Source organism: Bacteroides sp. 519 (assembly GCF_010500955.1).
Taxonomy (GTDB): domain Bacteria; phylum Bacteroidota; class Bacteroidia; order Bacteroidales; family Bacteroidaceae; genus Bacteroides.
In genome coordinates, this window is the sequence record NZ_QVMJ01000007.1 from 138,341 (window position 1) to 164,033 (window position 25,693).

Here is a 25,693-nt window from a genome sequence, read left to right on the forward strand (position 1 = left end):
ACTTTAACTTCCATGAAGGAGAATATTATTGCGACTAAAACCTATAAGTTCGCATTACGTATCGTAAATGCATATTTATTTTTAAGTAAAGAAAAACAAGAATATGTTTTATCTAAACAATTGTTACGTAGTGGAACAGCCATAGGAGCTCTTGTTAGTGAAAGTCGATTTGCACAAAGCAAAGCCGACTTCATCAATAAATTACACATTGCTATCAAAGAAGCTAATGAAACCAGATATTGGATAAACCTGCTCCATGATGCTGACTTTATTACGGAGGCCATGTACCTTTCTATTTTTCCCGAAATAGAAGAAATCATAAGTATTCTTTCATCCATAATCAAAACGTCGAAGAAAAATTAAAATTAGAAATGAGTGCGAAGCCCTAATAACTAACATTCTTAATTTTTAATTCTTAATTCTTAATATCAACGGCTCTGCCGTTGACAAGGTTGATTTGCCCGGCAACGACAACTATATCTCCCTCTTTCAAACCGCTATTTACGGTTATATAATTGTCAAGCACTTTGCCTATTGTGATTTTCTGCTTATAGGCTTTGTTATCCCTTACAACATAAACTTCGGGGTTTTTGAGACTTTCGATAATTGCCTTACGGTTTACCATTATTTTCGTACTTGTGGCAGTTTCTCTTGTCGCAATTTGTGCGGATACATACATCCCTGCTTTCAGCGTGGAGGCGTCACTTCCTGTCAGTTTTATTTCCAACTGATAATTCAGCAATGAGTTTCCTTTTGAACCGATAACATCGACTACTCCGGCGAACTCCTGTCCGGGAAGTATATCTGTTGTCAGAATTGCTTTATCTCCTTTTTGTACCTGATAAACATCCTTTTCTGTGATATTCACAACCGCTTTCAGTTGAGAGGGATCGACAAAATCCGCCACCTGACTTCCAATGCTTAACAATGTGCCTTCTTCGAAATAATCGGTTTCCAGAATGCCGTTTATAGGCGACACCAGTGTAGTATTATTTAATTGGTCTTGTAATTCGGTTACTGCGCGTTGTGTTTCACGGCAAGTAATGAGTATGGCTTCGTATTCTCGTTGTGTTACTGCTCCCGCCTCTGCCAATTTTTTGTAACGTTCTACATCGGTTTCGGCATTTGCCAGATTCATTCTTGCAAAGCTAAGAGATTCCTTTACAACACTATTTTCAACCTGTGCTATTACAGTTCCTTTATTTACATAGTCGCCTGCCTTTTTGTATTTATTCAATACAATGCCCTGTACTTTTGAATAGAGTACCACCTCGTTAGTTGCCTGTATGCGGCCATCGACGTGAATATCACTGGAAATTCCCTGTACTCCAACCTGTTCTACCTGCACAGGAACAGTGGGGTTCACTAATAAGGAACGGGTGGCAATTTGGTCTATTTCTTCTTTATTAGCTGCCAGTTTCCACACCAGTAATCCGATTACTGCAATAACAATCAGGATATTTATAATTTTTCTTACCATAATGGATGTATTAATTAAGAATTAAGAATTAAGAGTTAAGAATTAAAAATTAAGAATTGTTTTGTATATATAGGAATGTTGCTTGCAACTGTTATCAGCACCGGCACCCATTCTTAATTCCTAATTCTTAATTCTTAATTTCCATCAACCTTCCTTCGGACTTTTTCAATTCGAGTATGCTCTTATGATAATTCGACAGTTCATACATGTAAGCTGATTGCGCTTCCCTGTATGATTTTTCAATATCTAACAGATCGGTAATGCTATATAAACCTTCCTGATAGAGCATAATCCCTTGTTTGTACGATTTTTCGGCAACCTTCATATTTTCTTGTTGGGCATTTGCCGACTGGAAAGCAACTTGAAGTTGCTGGCGGGCGTTAAACCCATCACTTTCTATGGTTTGCTGTTGTTGTTTTATATCTTCTTCTACCTGTCGCAACCGGAATTGCGCCTGACGTATTTTGTGATGTTTTGCTCCTCCGTCAAAAATCGGGATAGATAGTTTTGCCCCGAAATATGTACCATTAGACCAGAATGTGCTCTTAGTAATCGTGAATTGCTCATTTTCGAAATTATAACTGGAAGAAGCAAACAAAGATAAAGTTGGAAGATAAGTCTGCCGGAGTTGCCGGATTTCTAACTCACCGTTTTTTTTCTCGTTATTCAGTATAAGCAGTTCGGTTTTATTCTGTGCATAGTTGACTTGAACTGAAGATAAAGAGGTTTCTAATGGTGATAATTTCATATTACCTTTTGCTAGAAACCGATATTCCAATGGCATCCCCATCAATACTTTCAGGTAGTTCATCTGTTGGCTTAAGGTTGCAGCGGTTTTCTGAATATCGACTCTCATATTGCTGATATTCACTTTCATCCGGTTCAGGTCGATTTCGCGGGTAATGTTTTGAGCAACCTGTAATTCCATTTTCGTATAAATAGAATCCATTAAACCAAGGGTTTCGATGTTGTTTCGTAAAAGGTTCTCCGAGTACAGAACATCATAGAACGTATTGCAAATATTGTAGATAAGTTCTTCTTTACTCATCCGTTCCTTCAGCGAAGCAAATTCATGGGCGTTCCGGCTCATCTTTATTCCAGTAAACAATCCGGCATCAAAAACTACTTGTTCTAAGTCAATCCCGGCTACGGCAGTGTATTTCACTCCCATTTCTATTCCAATAAGTTCTCCCAGCATTCCGAAAAAATCACCTGGCATCATAGAAGTCGCCAGTTTTAAATTATCAGTTACAGATACCGATCCGTTAAGTTGCGGTAATAGGGCACTTTTAGCCTCCTTGTGTGCAGCTTCCGATTCCTGAGTGCCGAATTTAGCCTTATGCAACTCATAGCTATTTTCTAAACCATATTGTAAACACTCCTGTAAATCAAATGTTACAGGTTGTTTATCCTGCGCTTTTCCTCTCAAATAACCACCACATAATAGGAGTAAGGAGAGAAATAATGATTTTGTAATACTTTTATTCATATCAAATCGCTTATATATACCTACCGATTGGTATGTATATGGGTAAAAAAATTAGGTTATTAAAATGTCATTATATAGCCCTTCCAGTTGTTTGCGAAGATATTTGACTGCATAATGCTTTCGGGATAACAACGTATTGACTGGAATATTCATGCTTAGAGCTACATCCTTTACTGGCAAACCATCCAATTCAGTCAGTTCAAAAGCCTCTCTTTGTTCCGAGGGTAATTCCGATAAAGCAGTTTCAAGTTCCTGCCATACCAACGAACGTAAGTATTCGGTTTCGGGTGTCGGGTTATCGTCGTTGAATAAAATTTCGGAAAAATCCTTCAATATATTACCTTCTTCATCGTAGCCGGAAACTGGGAATTCGTCTTCCTGCTTTTTTCTATCTTTATTGATAATTGTATTTCGAGCCACACGATAGAGCCATGCAGAAACTTGCTCAATAGGACTGCTTGTACTTTCAATAGTTTTAACTAATTGATAAAATACATCCTGCAATATATCTTCCGCATCTTCCTTATTGGAAACTCTTTTGCGGATAAATGATTTTAGCCGGTTGATGCTCTTTTACAAGTTTTTCAACATTTTCTTGCCCAAGCTGTTTACTCATTTTCTTTGTTTTGCTCCTGTTGTTTATCCATACCAAAATGTTCTCTGTTAAAAGGATGACCAAAGCCAAATCGCCGCCTTTTATTTATAAACTCTTCACGTTGTTCTGGTGTCATTTTCATCCATTTTTCATGAATTGGGTTTTCTCTCATTCCCCCACCCATCCTATTTCTACCAAAGCCAAAACGACCGAATAAGATACGTGCAAGAACAAGTAAACCTAAGGCTTGCCAAAAATTAATGGCTATCAAACCAAATATAGCAGGCATCAACCAATTCCATAATAACATAACTATTGTGCTAAATGCTGCCGCTATTAACAGGAAGCCGACAGGCATTAAAAATCTCATTTTCTTCATAACTAATTGTCATTTTATAAAGCCGACTGTAATAGTGCTTGCAACCGACTTTGTGTTATTTTTAAGAGCTCTCTATTTATGAAGACAACTGAGGTCGAAAAAGATTTTATGAAAAAGGAGAAAAAGATATTTTTTATTTTTTGTTCGTTTTCAGCAAACTATATAGGTTATCCCAATCACGTTCCATTTCTTTGAGTAACATTGTGTTATCTTCCTTGGATATTGCCTGATCCATGACGATTCCATCACTTATTTTTAGAAAAAGATTTGCCAGTTCTTCGTTCTTAATATTGGTTTTAATTTCCTTATTTCTTTTAGCTGTTTCTATTATTTCTGCCCATGCCCAGCGTTCTTTCTTGCGTTGAGCCATATGTATTTCTAAGAAGTCCGGAATTCGTTTAGCAGCATCCGACAGAAAAATGAATATATTCATACCTCCGTTTTCTTCTATTTCGTCGAAATCATCCGGCTCTTGAAGTACATTTAAATAATGCTTATAAAATTCCTTCAAAGACAGTTTGGGGAATTTACTATAGTTAGCAATAATTGCATTGTTATAGAAATATTTCACAACCTCTTCAAATAGTTCATCCTTACTGCCATAGTAGTGATAGAACGCACCTTTTGTCAAGCCGACTTCGTTTACAATGTCCCTAAGAGAAACTTCTTTATAAGAGTTCTTCAGAAACAGCTTTAATGCTGTTTGCAAAATTTGTTTTTTAGAATCTGTCATAACACATACCGTTTGGTATGCAAAGATAGTCATTCCTTGTTAATAACAAATAAGTCAAGGTTATAATATGCCCTTTCGGGTATTTATTGAATAATACTCTTATATTTGTACCGAAAAAGTATCGAACACATGAGTTAGAACCTGGGAATCTTGAACCAGGGAATCTTGATAAGGTAAGAACCAACTAAAAACTTAGAATATGTCTATTACAAAACAAATAAAAGAGCGCAAATCCGTACGCAGTTACACCGGAGAACCGTTAAGCGAAGAGCATGTTAATAGTATAAACAAGTATATCGGCCAACTGAATGCCCCTTTCGGAACAAAGGCAAGAATACAGTTAATCAGGGCAAAGACAGGCGATCAACCGATTAAACTTGGAACTTATGGAGTAATAAGTGGTGCGACAGACTTTTTGCTTCTTATTGGCGAAAAAGGCTTAATGCCCGAAGTTGGAGCAGGTTATATGTTCGAGCAGGTAGTTCTTTATTGCACCCAATTAGAACTTGGAACCTGCTGGCTTGGCGGAACATTGAAACGGAATGACTTTTTAAAACAAATTCAACTTTCCGAAGGCGAAGAACTGATTGTTATTTCACCAGTCGGGTATAAAAGAGAAAAGAGGACACTTCTGGAATCCATAATGAGAGCAGGAGCAGGAAGTGACAAGCGTAAACCTTTTGGTTCACTTTTTTTCAATAATACCTTCGAAATTCCTTTAACTGAAACAGATGCCGGCAACTATAAAACTCCGCTGGAAATGCTGCGGCTTGCTCCATCAGCTAGCAATAAACAACCTTGGCGTGTTATGATGAAAGATAACGCTTTCCACTTCTACTACCATGTAGGACGGTTCTCGGCAAATGATATGGGGATTGCCCTCTGCCATTTCGAACTTACCTGCAATGAACTTCACTTAAAAGGACACTTTGAAAGAATACCTGAGGTATCCTCCTCAAATGATGTAGAATATGTAACTTCTTGGATAATAGAATAGGTTTCTTTACAACAACAAGATGAATATAGAAGAATTAAGAGAATATTGTCTTTCGTTAAAAGAGGCAACCGAATACATGCCATTTGAAGATGAATATCTTATTTTCAAGATATTCGATAAATGGTTTGCTATAATCCCACTAAACGACCCGGTATTGAAAATAACCGTGAAATGTGATTCTACAAAAGCCATCGACTTACGCGAACGCTATAATAGTGTAGAACCGGCTTGGCATTTTAACAAGAAATTCTGGAACAGTATCACGCTTAATAGCGATATGAACGACGAGACCGTAAAACATTGGATTCGTCACTCAATAAAAGAAGTACTAAAAAAACTCCCAAAGAGAGTACAATTGGAATATTTGGAAAACAATCCATTATCTCCAGAATGATACAACAACAAATCATCTATCTTTGCATCAATAAAACAATTCCCTGCAAAGTATGAAGAAATATATAAAAGTACCCACCGCATTAATCAGCGACACTACCTGCCAAAGTACGCTATTATTAGACGGCTGCTCTGTTATCGAATCCTGTGTTCATACGCTAAACGGAACGGGAACCATGTTTCTCGAAGAACATCTCTTATTCCTTGTGCTTGAGGGACAATTTATTATGCACCACGGCAAACAGACATACGGTGAATAAGAACGAAATGATTTTATTAAAGAAGGCCACCTCGGTGAAGTATGAAAAAACCGGCGACCCGGACAATGATAATATATCCGAATGCATTATGTTCTGCCTGAAAGATAACCTGATTAAAGAGTTTCTCACTATGGCAAACGTAAAGATTCCCCGCACAGAAGAAGAGATAAAAACATCAGTCTACCCAATGGATGAATGTTTGATTGCCTTTGGCCGATCTCTCGACCCTTATTTTAAATGTCCCACATTGGTAGATCCTGGATTGCTCCGTCTTAAAATAATGGAACTATTGTATGACATATCCCTATCTAATAAAAATATGTTCATCCAGTTGCTTCAATTCAGGCAACCGGCACGTATGGATATCCGGAAAGTAGTAGAACAATACTACGCTACACCCGTTACCCTACCCGAACTGGCCTATCTTTCCGGACGAAGTCTTTCCAGTTTCAAACGCGACTTTCAGTTACTATACAATATGCCTCCTGCCCGATGGATAAAAGAAAAACGATTGGAGAAGGCCAAGGAAATGATTCAGAACACTGCAATACCTGTCAATGAAATAGGCTATTCTATGGGCTTTGAAAACATATCCCATTTTTCACGTATCTTCAAAGAATATTATGGTCAATCACCAACCGACTATCGCCAACCTATTAATTTGGACTAAATAGAACAAAACTTTGAGCCATACAGTAAATTCTATGGGTGAGATATACTTTAATTTTGCATCGAACAAATTATCAAAGATAAACGTATGGACAAGAAAAGAATTTTAGTCATTACAGGAAGCCCAAGAAAGAATGGCAATAGTGATTTATTGGCAGAAGCCTTTATCGAAGGAGCCTTACAGGCAGGGCACATAGTCGATCGTTTCGATAGCGGCCGGAAGAAAGTAAAAGGTTGTATAGCCTGCGACAAATGCTTTACCCGTGGAACAGCATGTGCAGTAAAAGATGATTTTGATGAAGTAGCTCCTCTGATAGCACAAGCTGATACGCTGGTATTTAGTTCGCCACTATACTATTTTTCTTTTCCGGCACAGATAAAGAGCGCTATTGACCGACTTTATTCCTTCATTTCAAGCCCTGAACCTCTAAAAATAAAAGAAACTGTTTTGCTGGCCTGTGGAGGAACATCAGATCTTACCGACTTTGAAGGCATGACCAAAGTATATGAAAAAACAGCTTCCTACTTAACTTCGGAAGACCGTGGGCAATTACTCGTTCCCGAAGTTTATGATAAAGGCGAAATAAACGTCAAAGGACAAGACTATCTTAAATCGGCCAAAGAACTTGGGCTTGCAATGTAAGTAAGTGAAATTAAGGGAAAGGGATGCACTTCTCCTTTCTCCTTAAAATCACTATCTTTGGCAAAAATAAAACTACAGCCATGGCAGAACCCTTTAAAAACATGTACAACGAGCAGTTTCTCGATCTATTCACGAAAGACTTAAAGCTCGTTATACCCAACTTAGACACCCGTGCATTTATGTCTCAGGTAATGGATAAGGAATGGGAAAACAGAGAACTCAAACAACGTACCGTACACATTGCAACAGTGCTCAAAAGCTTTCTGCCGACAGATTACAAAGATGCAATCGCCAAAATACTTGAACTGTTAGATTGTATAGAACCCCGATATCCTCATTGCTCCAAGATAGACGACACAAAGTTTGGCTTACTATTAGAGTATGGAGGGGTTTTGGATAGTTACATAGAACAATACGGGCTGGGCGATTACGAAACCTCTGTTAAAGCAATAGAGAGAATCACCCAGTTCACAAGCTGCGAATTTGTAACCCATCCATTTATTGTTAAATATCCCGACGCCATGATGGCGCAAATGCTGGCTTGGTCGAAGCACGAACATTGGGGAGTAAGGCGGCTTGCATCCGAAGGTTGCCGCCCGCGCCTGCCCTGGGCAATGGCCATACCAAGTCTAAAGGCAAACCCGGCACCCATCATTCCTATATTGGAAAATCTCAAGAACGATCCGGCACGATTTGTGCGGTTGAGTGTTGCCAACAACTTGAATGATATTGCCAAAGACAATCCTGAAGTAGTGATTGATTTGGTAAAAAGATGGCAAGGAGAGTCGGAAGAAGTTGATTGGATTATTAAACACGGCTGCCGGACACTCCTTAAACAAGGCAACCCAGAAGTGATGGAACTATTTGGCTTGGGTTCTGCCAAGAATATACACATAGAGAACTTCCAGATTGCAACCCCCGAAGTGAAAGTGGGCAACTCGTTGGAGTTTAGTTTCAACCTGTTGAATAAAAGCAACAAGGAAGCTAAGATAAGACTCGAATATGGTTTGTACTACCAGAAGGCGAACGGTACATTATCGAAAAAAGTTTGTAAAATTAGTGAGAAATCCTATGCAGCAAATTCAACCACATGTATCACCCGGAAACACTCTTTCAAGGTAGTAACCACTCGGAAACTTCACCCTGGGCTTCATCAAGTGGCTATTATAATCAATGGAAAAGAATTTGATAAGTATGATTTTGAACTGGTAGAATGAAAGAATTGTTTGCAAAATGCATCTCGCATGATAGTGGTATAAAAGGACGAATAGGCGGTAATCCTCCACAATTAATTGGAGAACAGATACCCGATGAATATATGTTTTATGCTACATTAGTTCATCCCGAAAAAGAGAATATTATGCTTACCATTTTGATTCACAATAATTTTGAAACCCTCATAGAAAACAATATTTATCCTTCAATAGCTGTGAAAGTTATAGAACATAAATATTCCGAAATGGGAAGCAATACACATAAAGCTATTACAAACTTGCCTGTAAATTCAATTAGCGATTATAAAGAGATACAGGATAATGATTTTCAGTTTATAAAAGTGGGGGGCGAACCACGTTTCATTCAATATAAAGATTATTATTATGAGGAACTGGAAAGAAATGGTTATTCTTTTTTTTTACAAATAGATGAAGAGGGGTATAGGCAAGATATGGAATATGTATTTATGTATGGTGCTTTGTATCTGTATAAACATAATGTAACAGGAAAAATAATCGCTGGTTTCTGGCAATATTCTTAATCTGGATTATTCCATAAGTTTGGTTCAAATCAGAGGGGGAAAATGCTCCCCTTTGCTGGGCAGGGCTGTTCTAATATTTTAACCGCAGAGTTTCGCGGATTAACGCGGAGTTTTTAATTTCTATGCAGCATTGAATCTTAAACTCTGCGTACTCTGCGTACTCTGCGGTTAAAAAAGAATTGTTAAATCAGAACTTAACAGCCCTGCCTTTGCAGGTCCATATATTCACCCCAAAAACACAATTGATAATCAACCAACTGCAGTACCACCGTTTTTTAAACACTGATACAAAAGTACCACCATTTTTTCAAGCTTGAGAAAAAAGTATCACGCGGGTGGTACAAAAGTATCACCACTAAGATACTTTTGTATCACAAGCGTGGCACTTTTGTACCACAGGCATGATACAAAAACGAAAGTCACAGGGATATCGTTCTGTCAATTTTATCTAGTAGTTGAAACCCGACATATCGTTGTTCTTCAGGCACCTTTATGCCTTTCAACTTTTCAGGAAATTGGTAACGATAATAACAATCCCAATAGCTACCAACTCGTGAGTGTATTCGATTATAAAACGCTGGATTTTGTTGAATAAATAAAACTAAATTCGACTTATTAATTCTTTCAAAATGTTTATTTATGTCTATCAATATTTCAATTACATATTCGCCTATTATTCTCATTACATACGGAATTGTCCATTCTTTATCAGAACTAATAATATTCAAGATTGCTTTTTGGCGGATATAACCATCACTGTGCCTAGAAAAAATACAATTTAAAATCTCTTTTTCTGTCTGTGTGAATTTTGAGTCATTCAAGGAATAAGGTGGTCTATAGTAAATTCGTGAGGGAATATCAATTATTCCCTCTCCAACTACAGCTTTTTCAAACCCTTTTGTTGAATGCATTGTTTCTATATCAAACTTTGTCAACAAAGATTTTATTTCTTCTCGGATTTCTAATGGAAATGCCTCTTGTATTACTGCTATTTCTGTCATTTGCTTCTTTTTTAATATCTGAAATCCTTAACCCTTCAAATAAGTAAAGCCATCCATGCCCTACTTATTATATGATTGATGGGTAAATATACAAAACTTCCACTTACAGAAATATGTATTCCTGTAAAATAAGTCAGTATATTTGCAATTCGATTTACAAGGATGAATTAATATTATAAACAGAAACAAAATGAACAAAAAAGAAGTAATATTTGTACTCTTAAACGAGTTTGCCGATTGGGAAGGAGCCTATATTTCTACCTGTCTGAATATAGGTGTTAAACCTGGAGGCCCCATTAAATACACAGTAAAAACAATGGCCCTCACAAAGGAGCCCGTCATGTCCATTGGCGGATTCAAAGTGTTACCCGATTATAGTTTGAATGATATGCCAACAGACTATGCCGGACTGGTATTGATTGGCGGTATGCATTGGTTCTCGCCCGAAGCTGCGCAAATTGTTCCGCTCGTAGAGAAAGCTGTTAAAGAGAACAAACTGGTTGCCGGAATATGCAATGCCTCGGTATTTCTCGGAGCATGTGGTATCCTTAACAATGTGAAGCACACAAGCAACGGATTGGATTATCTGAAACAGTTTGCCGGAGAAAAATACACTGGCGAAACTAATTATATCAACAAACAAGCAGTGAGAGACGGCAACATTGTTACTGCCAACGGAACTGCTCCATTAGATTTCTGCCGTGAAATTTTGTATGTATTAGATGCAGATACCCCCGAAATTATAGAAGAAAGCTATCAATATTACACCAATGGGCTTTCGCCGAGATAATATGTATGTATAAAGAATATCCACCCGACCTACGCTTACAACATTTAATAGAAACCTATTGGGTTACTGATGGAGTAATTGAGAGTTGCTTTACACAGCGGATTCTACCGGATGGTTGTGTGGATATTATCTTTGATTTTGGAAGTAACAACCCTGCCGGATTGCCTAAACTTGTTGGTACAATGACCTCTTTGTTGGAAATCTCCTATCGCCCGGGACAGATACAAATGATGGGAATCCGTTTTGCTCCGGCAGGAATCACTGCATTTACCCGCATGCCTATTTTCGGAATTACCAACCGGAACATAGAACTTCCGCTTGCTGAAACACTATTTGATAACAGTTTCTATGAGCGACTACCCGATATGGAGTATATGCAGGAACGGATTGCTTATATCAACACCTATTTTCTGGCGCGTATGCACAAGTTATATCTGCCCGACAAACAAATCAGGCATGCTGTTTCTCTTATTCAAAGCAATAACGGACATGTATCTGTCAGCAAAATAGCCGGTGAGGTCTGCCTGTCCGAGCGACAATTCGAACGTAAATTCAAAACAACCATCGGTATATCTCCCAAAGTATTCAGTAACATCATGCGTTTCCGGTTTGTCCGCAGTTATATGGAAACCCATCCAAATGAAAGTATGTACGAAATAGCCATTGCTTGCGGATATCACGATCACTCGCACATGAATAAAGAGTTTCAGCGATTAGGAAATATCTCTCCATCGGAACACACTGTGTAGAATGTCGGTTTTTTACACGAAATACATCAAACCGGTATTGTATTTTTGCAATAAAAAAAAATGAAAGCAATGGATTATCAAACTCTATCTCCCAATATTGGCGTAAAGAGCGTCGATGAAACAGTACAGTTCTATACCAATACATTAGGTTTCAATCTGATTATGAGTGTCCCCGCTCCAACCGGAGGCCTGCAATGGGCAATGGTTGCTAATGGTGGAGCAACGCTTATGTTTCAGGAAATGGGCAACTTAACCGAAGAATATCCGCAGTTAGCCGGTCGGCCGGTGTTGGGTGCTATGACCTTTTATGTAAAAATGAAAGGCATGCAAACACTGTACGAAAAGCTTCTGGGAACAGAATATATTGCTAAAGAAATGCATAAAACATTCTATGGAGCCGACGAGTTTGCCATCTTCGATAATAACGGGCATATCCTAACAATAACGGAAGATTCAGTAGAACCTACCGCAATCAAGAACTATGATAACTACTTCCTGCCAGCTAACAATTATCAAGAGAGCGTACATTTTTATTCTGAAGTATTGGGATTGGAAAAGAAATTCGAGTTTGCAGAGCAGGGTATGATAGCCTTCAAGGTCGGCAACGAAGAGCCGGCAATCATCCTGAAAGACAAAACTAAGATGCCGAACACAATACCTGCGATTTGGATAGAGGTTGAAGACACCAAAGCAGTTTACGAAAAGATGAAAGCCAAAGGCATTGTCTTTCTATCCGAACCATTTAAGATACGGACAGGTTGGGCGGTAGAATTGAACGACCCTTCGGGCAATAGATTAGGATTTACAGATTATAAAAATTAAAAATAGAAGAATTATGAAATTCAGTAACGTAAGACTATTAGTAAAAGACTATCGGAAATGTTTCGATTTTTATACCCAACAACTTGGTTTGGAAGCCGCCTGGGATGTTGAAGAATGTTATGGCAGCTTCAAAGTAGCCAACGGAATAGAAGGGCTTGCCATATTTACATCCGACCTAATGGCTCCCGCTGTTGGTAATGCCGATAAAACACAACCCACAGGTTATCGCGAAAAATCAATGATATCTTTTGAAGTTGATAATGTAGATGAGACTTATCAAGCACTTTCGGCAAAAGGACTTAAATTCATTAATGAACCAATAGATATGCCCGGTTGGGGAATGCGTGTTGTTCATCTGTACGACCCGGAAGAGAATCTGATAGAATTCTATTCTCCACTGAATCAATCAGAATAGTAGGGACTTTCTGATAGAAAACCCTGTACTCTTCTGCATAATAATCCACTATTTTCCATAAAATAGTCCATACTTCTAGGCAAGCTATATAGCATTGGGGTTCCGGTCTATATAGATGAGTGACTTCGATCTATATAGCACCGACCCCTTGATCTATATAGCATTGATCCCTCGGCCTATATAGAAAGATATTTTACTTATTATTGAACAGTACTTTTCTCCCGGTAGGATAAAGGTTTTCTCCTACCGGGATGAAGCGTTCATCCTACCGGGAGAAACCGTTTATCCTACCGGGAGAAAGGCTTCATGTTACCGGGATGAAGGAGTCGATTCAAAGTATGAACAATATAGGTTAAACAGAATACGAACAAATTGTTATCATGTTACATTTTTATAACTCCCTGATTTTTAGTGGATAACAAAAACATTTTAGTGATAGCAGTGGTAGATATTTTTTACTATCACCACATCTATCACTAAATTAACCAACTGTTTATCAGATTGTTACAGCTGTTAGTGATAGCAGTGATAGCAAAATCGCGAAAAAACATTTTCTGAGGGCAAAGCCTCCGTGTTGTTCAGCGGTGTTCAGCGTGTTCAGCAGCAGATCCTATAACTATTTCTACCCCAACAAGAACTCCTCCATGTTTTCGGGAGAAACAACAGTAAAAGTACTATCTGAATAATTATTCAAAAACTGTGTAGGCATTTTATATTTTGCAGAGGGATTCCACTTAAATTCAAATGCATGGATTTGTCCATCTCCTTCTTCGATATAATCGATTTCTTTCTGATCTGTAGTTCGCCAAAACCAGCTGTTACGCCACATCTTATCATATTCCAGTTTCTTCTTTCTTTCGGATATAATGTAGTTTTCCCAAAGTGCACCAATATCGGAACGACTTTCAGCTAAAGAGAAATCTGCAATAATGGCATTACGGATACCGTTATCATAAAAAAATATTTTCTTGCTGCTTTTAAGTTCATTTCGTAGGTTACGGCTAAATGATCCCAAACGGAAAATAACATAACACTGCTCTAATAACACAATGTACTTTTCTACTGTTTTGGTATCTAATCCACAAAGTTGACCTAATTCGGAATAAGATACCTGATTGCCAATCTGAAAAGCAATCGCTTGTAATAGTTTCAAAAGTTTTTCCGGCTTCTTTATTTGCTCCCACATCAGAATATCTTTATACAAATAACTGTCTGACAGTTGTTTCAGGATCTCTTTTTCATCCCCCGGATTGTTTACCACATCAGGATAATACCCATACACTAAACGATGTGGTAATAATCTTTTTTCATCTAACAATCCATGGTGTTGTACCATTTCGGCAAAAGATATAGGATACATTTTATATTCCCATTTTCTACCTGTAAGTGGTTCGTTGAGCTCATTAGCCAAATCGAAAGAGGAACTTCCGGTTGCAATAAGTTGTACTTCGGGCAATTCGTCTGTAATGAGTTTCAGTTTTAAGCCAATATCTTTAATACGTTGAGCTTCATCGATCACAACATACTTTTTACTTCCAAAAATATATTTCAAGCGAGTAGCCGATATATTTTCAAAAAGATTCTGTACGTCCAATTCATCGCCATTGAGCCAAATCATTTCATCAGAACCTTTAAAGAGTTCTTTAACCAAAGTTGTTTTTCCAACCTGTCTGGCACCCATTAGTACAATTGCTTTACCTGTGTTAAGCTTATCTCGAACTGTATTTTCTAATATTCTATGTATCATAACAACTCTATTATATCACAAAAATACAATAAATTTGGAATTGAATCCACAAAATAGGGTATATTTGAGGATTTACCTTGTTCTTTATCTATGATACGGTAAGAATGGAAAGAAGTCGAAATTTAAGAAGAGTTTTCAAACAAAAGCTTCCTGATAATTGTTTTTTAACAAAAAGAAATGATGATGAATAATCTGCTCAACGAAGAACTACTCTATACCGGTGACAGCCAAATAGCTACCCACCTGAGCCTAACCAGCTATAACACAACTGAAATTCAGGAAGCCACCGGAACCACTATCAAAGATATAAGCAATACGCTCAATAATAACCGTATTAACTGGCTACAGGTTTGTGGAATGCACAATACAGAAGCTATCAGAGATATATGCGAACATTTTGAGATAGATTTTTTGGTGTTGCAGGATATTCTTAATGTAGACCACCCCACAAAAATAGAGGAGCATGATAATTACATGTTTGTTATCATGAAACTATACCGGTTTAATGAAGCTAACCCGGATGGTGAGCTTGAACAGCAACAAGTTGCTATTGTACAGGGTGTAAACTTTGTGATCACCTTTCTGGAATGGGAGTCTCCCATCTTCGATGGTATTGTTAAAGCCTTGCATAACAACACATTGAAAATCCGTACACGCCAAAGTGACTATTTACTTAGTGTAGTACTGAATAGTTTGGTTGCAAACTATACTTACATAGTAAACGCAATTGATGATGCACTGGAAGATTTGGAAGAAGAACTTTTAAAAACAACAAGCAGCAACGATATTGGCGTACAGATTCAATCCATACGCCGTCAGCACTTAAAAATAAAGAAAGGCATTTATCCGTTAAAGGATCAGTACAGTAAATTATTACGTGCCGATAATCTTCTGGTTCATAAAGTGAACCGGGCTTTCTTCAATGATGTGAACGACCATCTGCAATTTGTATTGCAAACGATTGAGATTTGCCGTGAAACTTTCTCTTCGTTGGTCGATTTGTATATATCAAACAACGACCTTAAGAGAAACGATATCATGAAACGCCTTACCATTGTTTCTACCATTTTTATACCGATTACCTTTCTTGCGGGTGTTTGGGGAATGAACTTTGGCCTAATGCCCGAACTGAGCTGGAAATACGGATACTTGGTAGCATGGGCAATTATGATTGTTATTGGTGGTGGCACTTATCTGTTTTTCAAGAAAAAAGAATGGTATTAAATTGAAAGATATTTTCGGCAACAGAGGAAATAATGTACTAATCATGATTTATTTCAACCAAATTGTGTTTATATTTGGGATCTTATCATAACTGTGAAGTACATGCAATTACGTTTAATCAACATTATAATCCTTATTCTGTCTTCTATCTATTTACAAGGACAACCAACATACAAACTATTTAATAACATTACTCTGAGCCCCGAGGCATCCGTAATCAGTTGCTTTTCACAAGATGCACAAGGATTGATATGGATTGGGTCCGACAAAGGATTGTTTAGTTACGATGGTTATTCAACCCGGCAGCATTTCAGTTTTGGCCAAGCAGGAAACACCCGCATAAATTGTATTACGGCAACAAATAGCTACTTGTATCTGGGCGCGGATAATGGTATCCATGTTTACAATTATAAAACCGACCAGTACGAAAAAAGAGAAGTTAATTTCCCATCCAATGTGCGGGCTATGGTAATCCGAAACGATGTTTTATGGATTGGAACATTAAACGGATTATATACATACCATTTTCAAACAAACGAACTATTCAAAATCGCTCGCGAATCTAATCCCGGATTATCGCACGAAACAATTTATTCGCTTATTCATGCCAAAGACGATAATATATACATTGGTACTTACAACGGTTTCTGCAAATACAATACTGCCCAAAATCAATTTGAAAGAATAACTATTCCAGCTAACATTGGCCGAAGCAATCAGTTTATTAATTCGTTACTCGAAGACAATACCAGAAACTGTATTTGGGTAGGAACGGAAGGAAACCTCTATCAATACTTCCCTACGGATAATACTTCGCGCACCATAGAAGTGGTTAATAACAATTCTATTAAGGCACTTGCACTTGATGAAAACAATCAACTACTGGCCGGTACCGACAATGGTTTATATGTGTACAACGAAAAAGAACCAATACAACATATATTACACGATTCCCGATATAGCCAATCTTTATCCAACAACATTGTATGGAGTATATTTAAGGACAAAGACAAAAACATCTGGTTGGGTACCGATTACGGTATTTCGTTATCTAAATTCAACAACAGTTTCCGGTATATACCCATTGCCGGAATAACCGGAACCGGCGAAGGGAATCATTTTTATTCATTATCCAGAGATTCAAAAGATGTGTTCTGGTTTGGCGGAACCAATGGGATTATCAAATTCAATAGCCTCGACCACCCACAGAATACTGTTTGGTATAAAATGGGAGATCCCCAACATACACTGGTACACAACCGTATCCGCCATATATTCGAAGATAGTAATCAGGAATTATGGATAGCTACAGATGGTAGCGTAAACAGATATGACCGCAAAAACAATCGTTTTATACATTATAATATAGTAGATAGTACCAACACCTATAATGCTAACTGGGCATACAATATTCTGGAAGATAAAAAAGGACGGTTATGGATTGCAACCTGTCTGGGAGGCTTATTTGTTGTGGATAAAGAAAAGCTTGTTCACACACAAAACGGCAATTATGTAGCCGATTACAATTTCACTACACAAAACGGTATATCGGGTATGTTTATAAATCAGTTGGTTGCTGATAACGACGGAAATATCTGGGTGTCTTACTATAACGATGGAGTAGACAAGATAAACCCCGAAACCTTTGAAACAACCACGATACCTGTTGGGGAAATGATTAAAGGAAAATACCTAACCTATATTATTGCTGATAATAAAGGAATGATTTGGGGAGGCTACAGAGGTGGTGTACTGTGTATTAACCCTGCCGACAATAGCTTCAAAACAATTAACCTGAATCAGTTTACCGATAATGAGGTGCTTGCATTGGCCGAAATAGACGATTATATATGGATAACCACAACCGATGGAGCATGGGTACTGAACAAAGAAACACTGCATGTTAAACGAATAAATTTAATGAACCATACATTCTCCTCTTTATATTACGATAAAAAGGATAAAAAGATATATATGGGAACTGTTGATGGTATTGCTGTAGTATCTCCCAACATCATTGAGATAAGTGCCAACGAGCATCCTGTAATAATTACCGGAGTACAGGTTAACAATGAACCACTTGTAGCAGAACACACCGAAATTCTGGGAGAAAACAGCATACGTTACAGCAACTCAATTACCCTTAAACATAGCCAGAACAATCTGCGTTTCGACATTTCCGACTTCCCCTATATGCTGGAAGAAAAAAACAGGCTCATATATAAATTAGATGGGATTGAAAAAGAATGGTTTATACTACCATCGGGTAGCAACCAAATTTCTTACAGCAACCTGGATTATGGCAAATATACGTTGCACATTAGCAAACTGAACGAAAACAGTAAACCTTCGCAAACCATAACAAGCATTCCTATTTTAATCAAGGCCCCGTGGTATTATACCAACTGGGCCAAAATAATTTACATATTGCTTTTTGTTAGTTTGGTGGCATGGATTATCAACTTCTTCAGGGTGAAGAATAAATTAAGAATAGAACGTATTGAAAAAGAAAGGATTACAGAACAATCAAAGTCTAAGATTGATTTCTTTACCAACATGTCTCACGAGTTGAAAACACCACTAAGCATGATTATTGCTCCGGTTAGTAAATTACTGATCGACGTTAAGAACCAACAAGAAAAGCAACAACTCGAGGTTGTGCAACGGAATGCTATGAAACTAAATTCACTTATTCATCAGGTGCTCGATCTCAACCGGATGGATAACGATGCCAGTTCCAGCCTCATCTTATCAAAGGTAGAGTTTGTTGCATTTGCAAAAGGTATTTTATCGGTTTATACCGAAGGCATTGCGAAGGAAAAGAATATCAGTTTCGAGTTTCAGAGCAATATCCCTAAGTTGTATCTGGAGGTTGATTTAATTAAATTCGAATCTATTTTAAATAACCTGTTATCTAACGCTTATAAATACACACCTGTTGGTGGACGGGTTATTCTTTCGCTAAAATATAAAGAAGAGAAACAACAGATTGAACTATCTGTTTCGGACAACGGCAGTGGTATCCCGGCAAAGGATATTCCGTACATTTTTCAACGTTTCTTTCAATCGCCCAAAACTTCGGGTAAGAAAGAGGGAACCGGTATTGGTCTTTATCTGGTTAAAACGTATACAGAGTTGCATGGAGGCAATATACAAGTTATATCGGAAGAGGAAACTGGTACTACAATTATAATAACCCTACCTGTGCAAACAGATATTCTCACTGATGAGAGTAGGGTTTTGCCCAACATAGCCAGTAATATTGATAAGCCTCTTATTTTGATAGTTGAAGACAATGCAGAGATTGCAGAGTTTATTGGGCAGATAGTAAGCCCACAATACCGTTTTGAGATAGCGGAAAACGGCAAAAGCGGATTAACAACTGCAACCGCCCTCCTACCCCATCTGATAATTACCGACTTAATGATGCCTGTTATGGATGGGCTTGAAATGAGCCTGCAGTTGAAAAAGAATATACCTACATCTACTATCCCGATTATTTTGCTTACTGCAAAGAACGATAAACAAACGGAACTCGAAAGTATTCATTTAAATATTGATGCTTTTATTCCCAAGCCTTTCGAACCGGATATTCTTTTGTCGCGGATTGAGCAATTACTGGCAAGCAAGCAACAAATGGAAACCAAAGCCCGCATTGAGGTCATTGCCACACCAAAAGCCATTGATGCTGTTTCGTTAGACGAAAAGTTTCTTGCAAACATTACACAAATAATTGAGGATAAGGTTTCCGATCCTGATCTGAATGTAAATGCTTTAAGTGATTTATCGGGTATCAATAACAAACAGCTTTACCGGAAAATAAAACAACTTACCGGAATGACCCCGTTGGAGTACATCAAATCTATTCGTTTAAAAAAGGCAGCAATGTTATTGGAACAAAAAAAATTCACTGTTGCCGAGGTTATGTATATGGTTGGCTATTCTAACCACTCATACTTCTCGAAGTGTTTTCAGGCGGAGTTCGGTAAAACGCCTAAGCAGTATTTGGAGGCATAGACATATCCATGTTTATAATTACAGATTATATTTATCTTTGCAAAGGAAACAGTAGTTATACAAACAATAAAATATCATGAAAAAAGATTTCAATTATAAAGACGTTCCACAAACCTACCCTCACTGTCTTCATGCTCAATGTCCGCAAGCACAAAAATGTTTGCGTTTTTATGTAGCACAACATGCTGATGAAGAAACACAAACCTTTCCGCTCATTAATCCTAATTATCTTAATGGCAAAGAAGAAAGTTGTCCTTATTTTCAATTAAATGTTTTAACACGATTTGCTTCGGGTATTACACATTTATTTGATGATTTGCCTCATGCCAAAGCCGTTAAAATAAAGCAAATAATATACAATTACTTTAAACGAAATATGTACTACCGGATATTGAATAAAGAGCGACTCATAAAATTAGATGAGGAGGCTTTTATTCGCGGAGTATTTAAGAAAGAAGGAATTGATACGGAACCTGTATTCGACGAATACGTATACAAATATGATTGGTAGAAATTCTCATAAATTCTCACCACGATGAGAACTTTTTCTCATTGCGATGAGAAAGTTTTCTCATTACGATGAGTATTTATTCTCATCGCGATGAGAATAAGTACTCACAGGGATGAGAATAAAAGTAGTAACCTTATGGACGAAGAAAAACTAATAGCACAATTAAGACAGGGAAGCAAAGATGCTTTTAATCAGTTATACAAAATATACTGGCGGCAAGCATACAACTTTAGTCGTTTATACCTGAGCAATTTGTCTGTTGCCGAAGAGGTTGTACAAGAAGTATTTGTCAAGCTCTGGGAATCACACGATTTTATCCGGGAGGGCGAAAGTTTCAAAGGGCTGCTTTTTATCATTACCCGCAATCTGATATTCAATCAGCACCGTAAAAGTGTAAACGAAGAATTCTATAAAATGACAGTTCTGGCTGCTATGGAGCAATCTAGTTTTAATCTTGAAGAAGAAATAGAAGCCAGGAACCTGAGCGAATACATTGACCGGTTAATAGAAGAGATGCCCCCACGAAGGCGTGAAATATTTAATCTTAGTCGTAAAGAAAATAAATCATATAAAGAGATAGCCGAGCTCCTTCAGATATCAGAAAGGACGGTAGAAAATCAAATCAGTGAAGCATTGAAGATCCACATATAGTCGTGTCCCAAGATGGAAAGGCAGCTGTGTGGGCAGGAGCAATTGACGATCTTTGGGATTTAGGAAAACCTGTTGAACATGGAGGTCCCTGGAAAAACGCTGAAGTAAAAAGAGGTATTCCGTCGGATCCTTATCTGTTCGGGTTTTATGATAAAAAAGAGTTATCTTTATCTCATACAAGCAAGCAACCGGTAACTATCACTATCCAATTCGATCCGACAGGAAACGGTGACTGGATGACATACCGGCAAATAAACGTGAAGCCAGACGAAGTCTTCAAATATGAATTTCCACAAGGCTTTGAAGCCCGTTGGATTCGTTTCATAGCCGATACAGATACTCAAGCCACCGCATGGTTAGATTATCGCTAAATAGAATCTATTTTTTACTAAACTCATAAAAGTGCCAGCATGAAAAAATATCTATACCTGGTTGTTCTTTATATTTTCGCTTCGAGGAGTTTATTTGCTGCCAACTACCTTCTCGAAGCCGAAAGCTTCACCCATAAAGGCGGATGGGTTGACCAGCAGTTTATGGATCTTATGGGCTCTCCTTATTTAATGGCCCACGGATTGGGGCAGCCCGTAAACGATGCTTCAACCCGTATCACTTTGCCCCAAACAGGAACGTATTACATTTATGTGCGTACCTATAACTGGACTTCTCCGTGGCGCAAAGAGGATGGACCGGGCAAATTCAAACTCATCATAAATAATAACGATTTACCGGTATTAGGCAACCAGGGAGAAAGTTGGATATGGCAATCGGCTGGTCGTGTAACCGTAGAAAACCTCCAGGTTACGGTTACACTGCATGATTTGACCGGATTTAACGGACGTTGTGATGCTATTTTCTTTACTACAAATCCTCATTTCATCCCTCCGGGCGATGTGGATGAACTGGCCGCCTTTCGCCGAAACATGTTAGGACTACCCGATAAAGCCCCACAGACCGGGAATTTTGATCTGGCTGTAGTAGGCGGAGGTGTTGCCGGAATCAGCGCGGCTATTTCGGCAGCCCGGCTGGGTTGCAAGGTAGCACTGATTAATGACAGGCCGGTGCTGGGTGGTAACAACAGCTCGGAGATACGTGTACATCTGGGTGGACGCATCGAAGCTGGCCCGTATAAAGAATTGGGCAATCTGCAAAAAGAATTCGGACCATTAAAAGAAGGTAATGCCCAACGGGCAAATTATTATGAGGATAGTAAGAAATCGTTGCTAATGAAAAAAACATAATCCTTTTCTCTAATTTCAGGGCTATCGGTGTGCAGATGGATGGTTCGAACATCTGTTCGGTAACAGCAAAGCACATTGAAACAGGTGAGGAACTTAGCTTTGAAGCTCCGCTATTTTCCGACTGTACAGGCGACGGAACCATTGGCTTTTTGGCTGGTGCCGATTGGCGTATGGGGCGTGAAAGTAAAGAAGAATTTAACGAAAGTACCGCCCCTGCCGTAGCCGACGATATGACTATGGGTTCGTCTGTCCAGTGGTATTCTGTAGATGAGGGTGAACCTTCCGGGTTTCCCCGCTTCAATTATGGAGTAGAGTTCACCAATACAAACTGCGAAAAGGTTGTTATGGGCGAATGGACTTGGGAAACAGGCATGAATCAGGATCAGATTAATGACTTTGAACGCATACGCGATTATGGTTTGCTGGTTGTTTACTCTAATTGGAGTTTTCTGAAAAACAAACTTCCGGAAAACGAACCATTCCGTAACCGGAAGTTGGATTGGGCGGCATATATTGCCGGTAAGCGCGAATCGCGTCGGCTGATGGGGGATCATATCTTAACAGAAAACGACCTCCGTGATTTTGTAGAGTATGAGGATGGGACAGCTGCAACCACATGGAGTATTGATCTGCATTATCCTGATCCGGACAATTCCAAAAAATTTCCTGATGCAGAATTTAAGTCAATAGCAAAACATATCAATATTCATCCGTACCCATCCCATACCGGTGCTTGTATTCGCGCAATGTGGATAACCTGTTTATGGCGGGACGGAACATTAGCGTTACACATGTGGCATTGGGTACTGTTCGGGTAATGCGCACTACAGGAATGATGGGTGAAGTAGTGGGCATGGCTGCGTCGCTATGCAGAAAGTATGATGACACCCCGCGAGGGGTGTATCAACGTCATCTTCCCGAATTAATATCTTTGATGGAAAAGGGGATTGGGAAAAAAGGACTTCCTAATAATCAACGGTATAATGAAGGAGGAACATTAGGAGAGAAATGATAAAAGATGAATTCGTTCTCACCACGATGAGTATTTCATTGTGGTGAGAATAAAATATCCCTGAATAATCTCACTGAAGCATCATAGAATTCTTTACCCACACTATGACCCAATTCAGGAAAAGCCATCCATGTTTTTTTTGATTTTACCTGATTATAAGCCGCAAAGTTAATATGTGGCGGACATACATTGTCTTGTACCCCAATGCCCATTATTAAAGGACATTCAATCCATTGCGTAAGGTTTTTGATATCAAAGTAGGTCAGTAAGCCATAGATATCCTCCCATTTTGCCTCGGGATGATTCTTCATATAAGTATCAAAATCACTTTTAGGCCAAGGGGCAATATTAAAATAATCGGGATAATCGGATAAGAACGGAACGTTAGGCGCTGCAACTTTCACCCGTTTATCTAAGGCTGCTGCTACAAAAGACAAAGCACCTCCCTGACTTCCACCACGGACAGCGATTCTTTCCGGATCTATTTCCGGGCGTGAGGTAACAAAATCCAAGGCCCGTATCACATCAAGGAAAGCACCACGATAGTAATAATTATCCTTATTATCAAGTCCATAATTAATCCATGTACCGTATTTATTAGTTGGTTGATTCAATGCCTGTCCCCGAATAGATAAAACAAAATACGCAAAGCCATCCCACGTTTGATTAGGAAAATATGGAGTAGAGCCATATCCCATATATTCAACTATAACCGGATGTTTCCCCTCTTTCTTTGGTTTGGAATAATATCCTCTAATCAACTCATTGCCAAATGATCGCATCTCAACTAAATACATATCATAATCCAGTTTTGAAGCTTCGGGTACAAGAGTGAGTTTATAATTGGGCTTAACTTTTTTCAACTCTTTCAAACTCTTATCCCAGAATTCTTTAAAATCAGCTTTGGCATCTATCGGCGAATTTATCTTTTCAGGCTCATAACCTACATTGAATTTCTTTTCGGAAACTACTTCTTCGTTGCGTTTAAAAAGTACGGTATATCTGTAAAAGCCCGGAGTAGGATGCTGATAGATAAATTCCTGATGGAAGCTTTTGTTTGCTCCCATCTCCATATCTAACGAATCCGTTTTTAATGGTCGGTAATCATCTGTTGTAAGAGAAACAATCACCCGGCCGGTTACATTGGAGGAGTTGTTATTCTGCAAATGAACATTAATTTTTAGCGGATCGGTACCAGTGAATATATAATCGGGATCGGGCACAGAGACTTCCATCTTTATTTTATCATTTGCAATCTCCCTCGCTTTTAAAATGTCTTTGATGTGATTTTTCAGTATATGGAAACCTGGTTCGCCCATTGCCCCATGATCGTGTCCGTCAATCTCATAAAGATATGTTTCTTTATGCCCCACAACTTTCATCATCCGCCAGAAGTAGGCAGTTTCTTCATAACGTCCAAACAATTCCATTTCGCGGTCACCCGAGATGATAACCAAAGGAGGGGCATCCGGCCGCACATAAAATAAAGGTGCAAATTCGTCTATACTGGGTTGAGTCGGTTTCATACCTTTGGATTCCCTGTAAGCAAAGTGGCTTATGGCATGTCCGCTGAACGGAATTAATCCGGCAATGGAATTGGCATCAATGCCATATTTATTCAGCCATTTTTTATCTAATCCAATCATATTGGTTAAATATCCGCCGGCCGAATGGCCGGACACGAATATCTTTTGCTTATCGCCTCCATATTTTTCGATCTCTCTAAAAGTCCATGCAACAGCGTCGGCAGCGTCATCAATGCAGTCGGATAAAGTAGCCTGAGGTAGTAAGCGGTAATTTACTGCAACCACAACCAGCCCACTGTTTTTCAACTTACCGGGTATAGACTTATTTCCTCCTGAAAGTCCGCCTCCATGAAACCATACCACGGTTGGACAACCTGTAGCGTTTTCGGGATAATAGATATCCAATTTACAACGCTCTATGGCATAGGGCTCTTTGGATGAAGTGTAAGGATGATTCTCTATAGTACGATACGTGAGTTCCTGGGCAGAAACTGTGCTACAAATAAAAAGACTTACTACTAATATATACAAGTTATTCATACCTATTAAAATTATATTATTGTTGTTTTTTACCCGACTGCTTTCATATAAAGCCC

Annotated in this window: 24 protein-coding genes and 2 pseudogenes; 17 read left to right on the forward strand and 9 right to left on the reverse strand. The window is 38.5% G+C overall.

The window, feature by feature from the left end; translation table 11 throughout:
* Nucleotides 1–12: 12 nt before the first annotated feature.
* Nucleotides 13–363 carry a four helix bundle protein gene (locus D0T85_RS08840; RefSeq protein WP_163212358.1) on the forward strand — a complete coding sequence of 117 codons (351 nt, stop codon included), beginning with the start codon at nucleotides 13–15 and terminating at the stop codon, nucleotides 361–363.
* A gap of 52 nt (nucleotides 364–415) precedes the next feature.
* On the opposite strand, the gene D0T85_RS08845 is transcribed toward D0T85_RS08840, so the two are convergent.
* From D0T85_RS08845 to D0T85_RS08865, 5 genes are all read right to left on the reverse strand, one after another.
* Complete coding sequence (locus D0T85_RS08845; protein WP_163212360.1) at nucleotides 416–1,480, reverse strand: efflux RND transporter periplasmic adaptor subunit; 1,065 nt, start codon at nucleotides 1,478–1,480, stop codon at nucleotides 416–418.
* Between the two features lie 127 nt (nucleotides 1,481–1,607).
* The gene (locus D0T85_RS08850; protein WP_163212362.1) at nucleotides 1,608–2,969 is read right to left on the reverse strand and encodes a TolC family protein; all 1,362 of its coding nucleotides are present in this window, start codon (nucleotides 2,967–2,969) and stop codon (nucleotides 1,608–1,610) included.
* A 51-nt stretch (nucleotides 2,970–3,020) separates the two neighbouring features.
* Nucleotides 3,021–3,473 carry an RNA polymerase sigma factor gene (locus D0T85_RS08855; RefSeq protein ID WP_370459943.1) on the reverse strand — a complete coding sequence of 151 codons (453 nt, stop codon included), beginning with the start codon at nucleotides 3,471–3,473 and terminating at the stop codon, nucleotides 3,021–3,023.
* Between the two features lie 104 nt (nucleotides 3,474–3,577).
* On the reverse strand, nucleotides 3,578–3,943 hold the full coding sequence (locus D0T85_RS08860; RefSeq protein WP_163212364.1) for a hypothetical protein: 366 nt from the start codon (nucleotides 3,941–3,943) through the stop codon (nucleotides 3,578–3,580).
* 133 nt (nucleotides 3,944–4,076) lie between these two features.
* On the reverse strand, nucleotides 4,077–4,676 hold the full coding sequence (locus tag D0T85_RS08865) for a TetR/AcrR family transcriptional regulator (RefSeq protein WP_163212366.1): 600 nt from the start codon (nucleotides 4,674–4,676) through the stop codon (nucleotides 4,077–4,079).
* A gap of 199 nt (nucleotides 4,677–4,875) precedes the next feature.
* Here D0T85_RS08865 and D0T85_RS08870 point away from each other — a divergent pair, with 199 nt between their 5' ends.
* The 6 genes from D0T85_RS08870 (at nucleotide 4,876) to D0T85_RS08895 (ending at nucleotide 9,394) form a co-directional block, all read left to right on the forward strand.
* Nucleotides 4,876–5,673: a nitroreductase family protein gene (locus D0T85_RS08870; RefSeq protein WP_163212368.1), complete on the forward strand. Its 798-nt coding sequence runs from the start codon at nucleotides 4,876–4,878 to the stop codon at nucleotides 5,671–5,673.
* A 19-nt stretch (nucleotides 5,674–5,692) separates the two neighbouring features.
* Nucleotides 5,693–6,067 (forward strand): MmcQ/YjbR family DNA-binding protein, encoded by a 375-nt coding sequence (locus D0T85_RS08875; protein WP_163212370.1) that lies wholly within the window; start codon nucleotides 5,693–5,695, stop codon nucleotides 6,065–6,067.
* 251 nt (nucleotides 6,068–6,318) lie between these two features.
* The gene (locus tag D0T85_RS23180) at nucleotides 6,319–6,996 is read left to right on the forward strand and encodes an AraC family transcriptional regulator (protein WP_163212373.1); all 678 of its coding nucleotides are present in this window, start codon (nucleotides 6,319–6,321) and stop codon (nucleotides 6,994–6,996) included.
* Nucleotides 6,997–7,083: 87 nt separating this feature from the next.
* On the forward strand, nucleotides 7,084–7,638 hold the full coding sequence (locus D0T85_RS08885) for a flavodoxin family protein (protein WP_163212375.1): 555 nt from the start codon (nucleotides 7,084–7,086) through the stop codon (nucleotides 7,636–7,638).
* An 80-nt stretch (nucleotides 7,639–7,718) separates the two neighbouring features.
* Nucleotides 7,719–8,855, forward strand: a complete 1,137-nt coding sequence (locus D0T85_RS08890; protein WP_163212377.1) for a DNA alkylation repair protein — start codon at nucleotides 7,719–7,721, stop codon at nucleotides 8,853–8,855.
* The gene (locus D0T85_RS08895; RefSeq protein WP_163212379.1) at nucleotides 8,852–9,394 is read left to right on the forward strand and encodes a hypothetical protein; all 543 of its coding nucleotides are present in this window, start codon (nucleotides 8,852–8,854) and stop codon (nucleotides 9,392–9,394) included. Before D0T85_RS08890 ends, D0T85_RS08895 begins: the two co-directional genes overlap by 4 nt.
* A gap of 419 nt (nucleotides 9,395–9,813) precedes the next feature.
* Here the strand turns inward: D0T85_RS08895 and D0T85_RS08900 are convergent, their stop codons facing one another.
* Nucleotides 9,814–10,395 carry a hypothetical protein gene (locus D0T85_RS08900; protein WP_163212381.1) on the reverse strand — a complete coding sequence of 194 codons (582 nt, stop codon included), beginning with the start codon at nucleotides 10,393–10,395 and terminating at the stop codon, nucleotides 9,814–9,816.
* Nucleotides 10,396–10,585: 190 nt separating this feature from the next.
* Here D0T85_RS08900 and D0T85_RS08905 point away from each other — a divergent pair, with 190 nt between their 5' ends.
* The 4 genes from D0T85_RS08905 (at nucleotide 10,586) to D0T85_RS08920 (ending at nucleotide 13,171) form a co-directional block, all read left to right on the forward strand.
* Nucleotides 10,586–11,185 (forward strand): type 1 glutamine amidotransferase family protein, encoded by a 600-nt coding sequence (locus D0T85_RS08905; RefSeq protein WP_163212383.1) that lies wholly within the window; start codon nucleotides 10,586–10,588, stop codon nucleotides 11,183–11,185.
* A gap of 5 nt (nucleotides 11,186–11,190) precedes the next feature.
* Nucleotides 11,191–11,934, forward strand: a complete 744-nt coding sequence (locus tag D0T85_RS08910; RefSeq protein WP_163212385.1) for a helix-turn-helix domain-containing protein — start codon at nucleotides 11,191–11,193, stop codon at nucleotides 11,932–11,934.
* A 69-nt stretch (nucleotides 11,935–12,003) separates the two neighbouring features.
* Complete coding sequence (locus tag D0T85_RS22735) at nucleotides 12,004–12,756, forward strand: VOC family protein (RefSeq protein ID WP_239060678.1); 753 nt, start codon at nucleotides 12,004–12,006, stop codon at nucleotides 12,754–12,756.
* Nucleotides 12,757–12,769: 13 nt separating this feature from the next.
* Nucleotides 12,770–13,171: a VOC family protein gene (locus D0T85_RS08920; RefSeq protein ID WP_163212387.1), complete on the forward strand. Its 402-nt coding sequence runs from the start codon at nucleotides 12,770–12,772 to the stop codon at nucleotides 13,169–13,171.
* A gap of 622 nt (nucleotides 13,172–13,793) precedes the next feature.
* On the opposite strand, the gene D0T85_RS08925 is transcribed toward D0T85_RS08920, so the two are convergent.
* Nucleotides 13,794–14,918: an ATP-binding protein gene (locus tag D0T85_RS08925; protein WP_163212389.1), complete on the reverse strand. Its 1,125-nt coding sequence runs from the start codon at nucleotides 14,916–14,918 to the stop codon at nucleotides 13,794–13,796.
* A gap of 180 nt (nucleotides 14,919–15,098) precedes the next feature.
* Between D0T85_RS08925 and corA the strand changes: the two genes are divergently transcribed.
* From corA to D0T85_RS23110, 6 genes and pseudogenes are all read left to right on the forward strand, one after another.
* Complete coding sequence (gene corA / locus D0T85_RS08930; RefSeq protein ID WP_163212637.1) at nucleotides 15,099–16,142, forward strand: magnesium/cobalt transporter CorA; 1,044 nt, start codon at nucleotides 15,099–15,101, stop codon at nucleotides 16,140–16,142.
* 102 nt (nucleotides 16,143–16,244) lie between these two features.
* Nucleotides 16,245–20,159, forward strand: a complete 3,915-nt coding sequence (locus D0T85_RS08935) for a hybrid sensor histidine kinase/response regulator transcription factor (protein ID WP_163212391.1) — start codon at nucleotides 16,245–16,247, stop codon at nucleotides 20,157–20,159.
* Nucleotides 20,160–20,235: 76 nt separating this feature from the next.
* Nucleotides 20,236–20,670 carry a DUF6078 family protein gene (locus D0T85_RS08940; protein ID WP_163212393.1) on the forward strand — a complete coding sequence of 145 codons (435 nt, stop codon included), beginning with the start codon at nucleotides 20,236–20,238 and terminating at the stop codon, nucleotides 20,668–20,670.
* Between the two features lie 135 nt (nucleotides 20,671–20,805).
* Entirely contained in the window at nucleotides 20,806–21,321 is a 516-nt protein-coding gene (locus D0T85_RS08945) for an RNA polymerase sigma-70 factor (RefSeq protein ID WP_163212394.1), read from the forward strand.
* Nucleotides 21,322–21,323: 2 nt separating this feature from the next.
* Nucleotides 21,324–21,692 (forward strand): hypothetical protein, encoded by a 369-nt coding sequence (locus tag D0T85_RS08950; RefSeq protein ID WP_163212396.1) that lies wholly within the window; start codon nucleotides 21,324–21,326, stop codon nucleotides 21,690–21,692.
* A gap of 39 nt (nucleotides 21,693–21,731) precedes the next feature.
* Nucleotides 21,732–23,571: pseudogene (locus tag D0T85_RS23110) on the forward strand (FAD-dependent oxidoreductase).
* Nucleotides 23,572–23,606: 35 nt separating this feature from the next.
* Here the strand turns inward: D0T85_RS23110 and D0T85_RS22745 are convergent.
* Together D0T85_RS22745 and D0T85_RS22750 are read right to left on the reverse strand one after the other, a co-directional pair.
* Complete coding sequence (locus tag D0T85_RS22745) at nucleotides 23,607–24,806, reverse strand: acetylxylan esterase (RefSeq protein WP_370459946.1); 1,200 nt, start codon at nucleotides 24,804–24,806, stop codon at nucleotides 23,607–23,609.
* Between the two features lie 21 nt (nucleotides 24,807–24,827).
* Nucleotides 24,828–25,637: pseudogene (locus D0T85_RS22750) on the reverse strand (alpha/beta hydrolase); the annotation flags it as partial.
* Nucleotides 25,638–25,693: the final 56 nt, after the last annotated feature.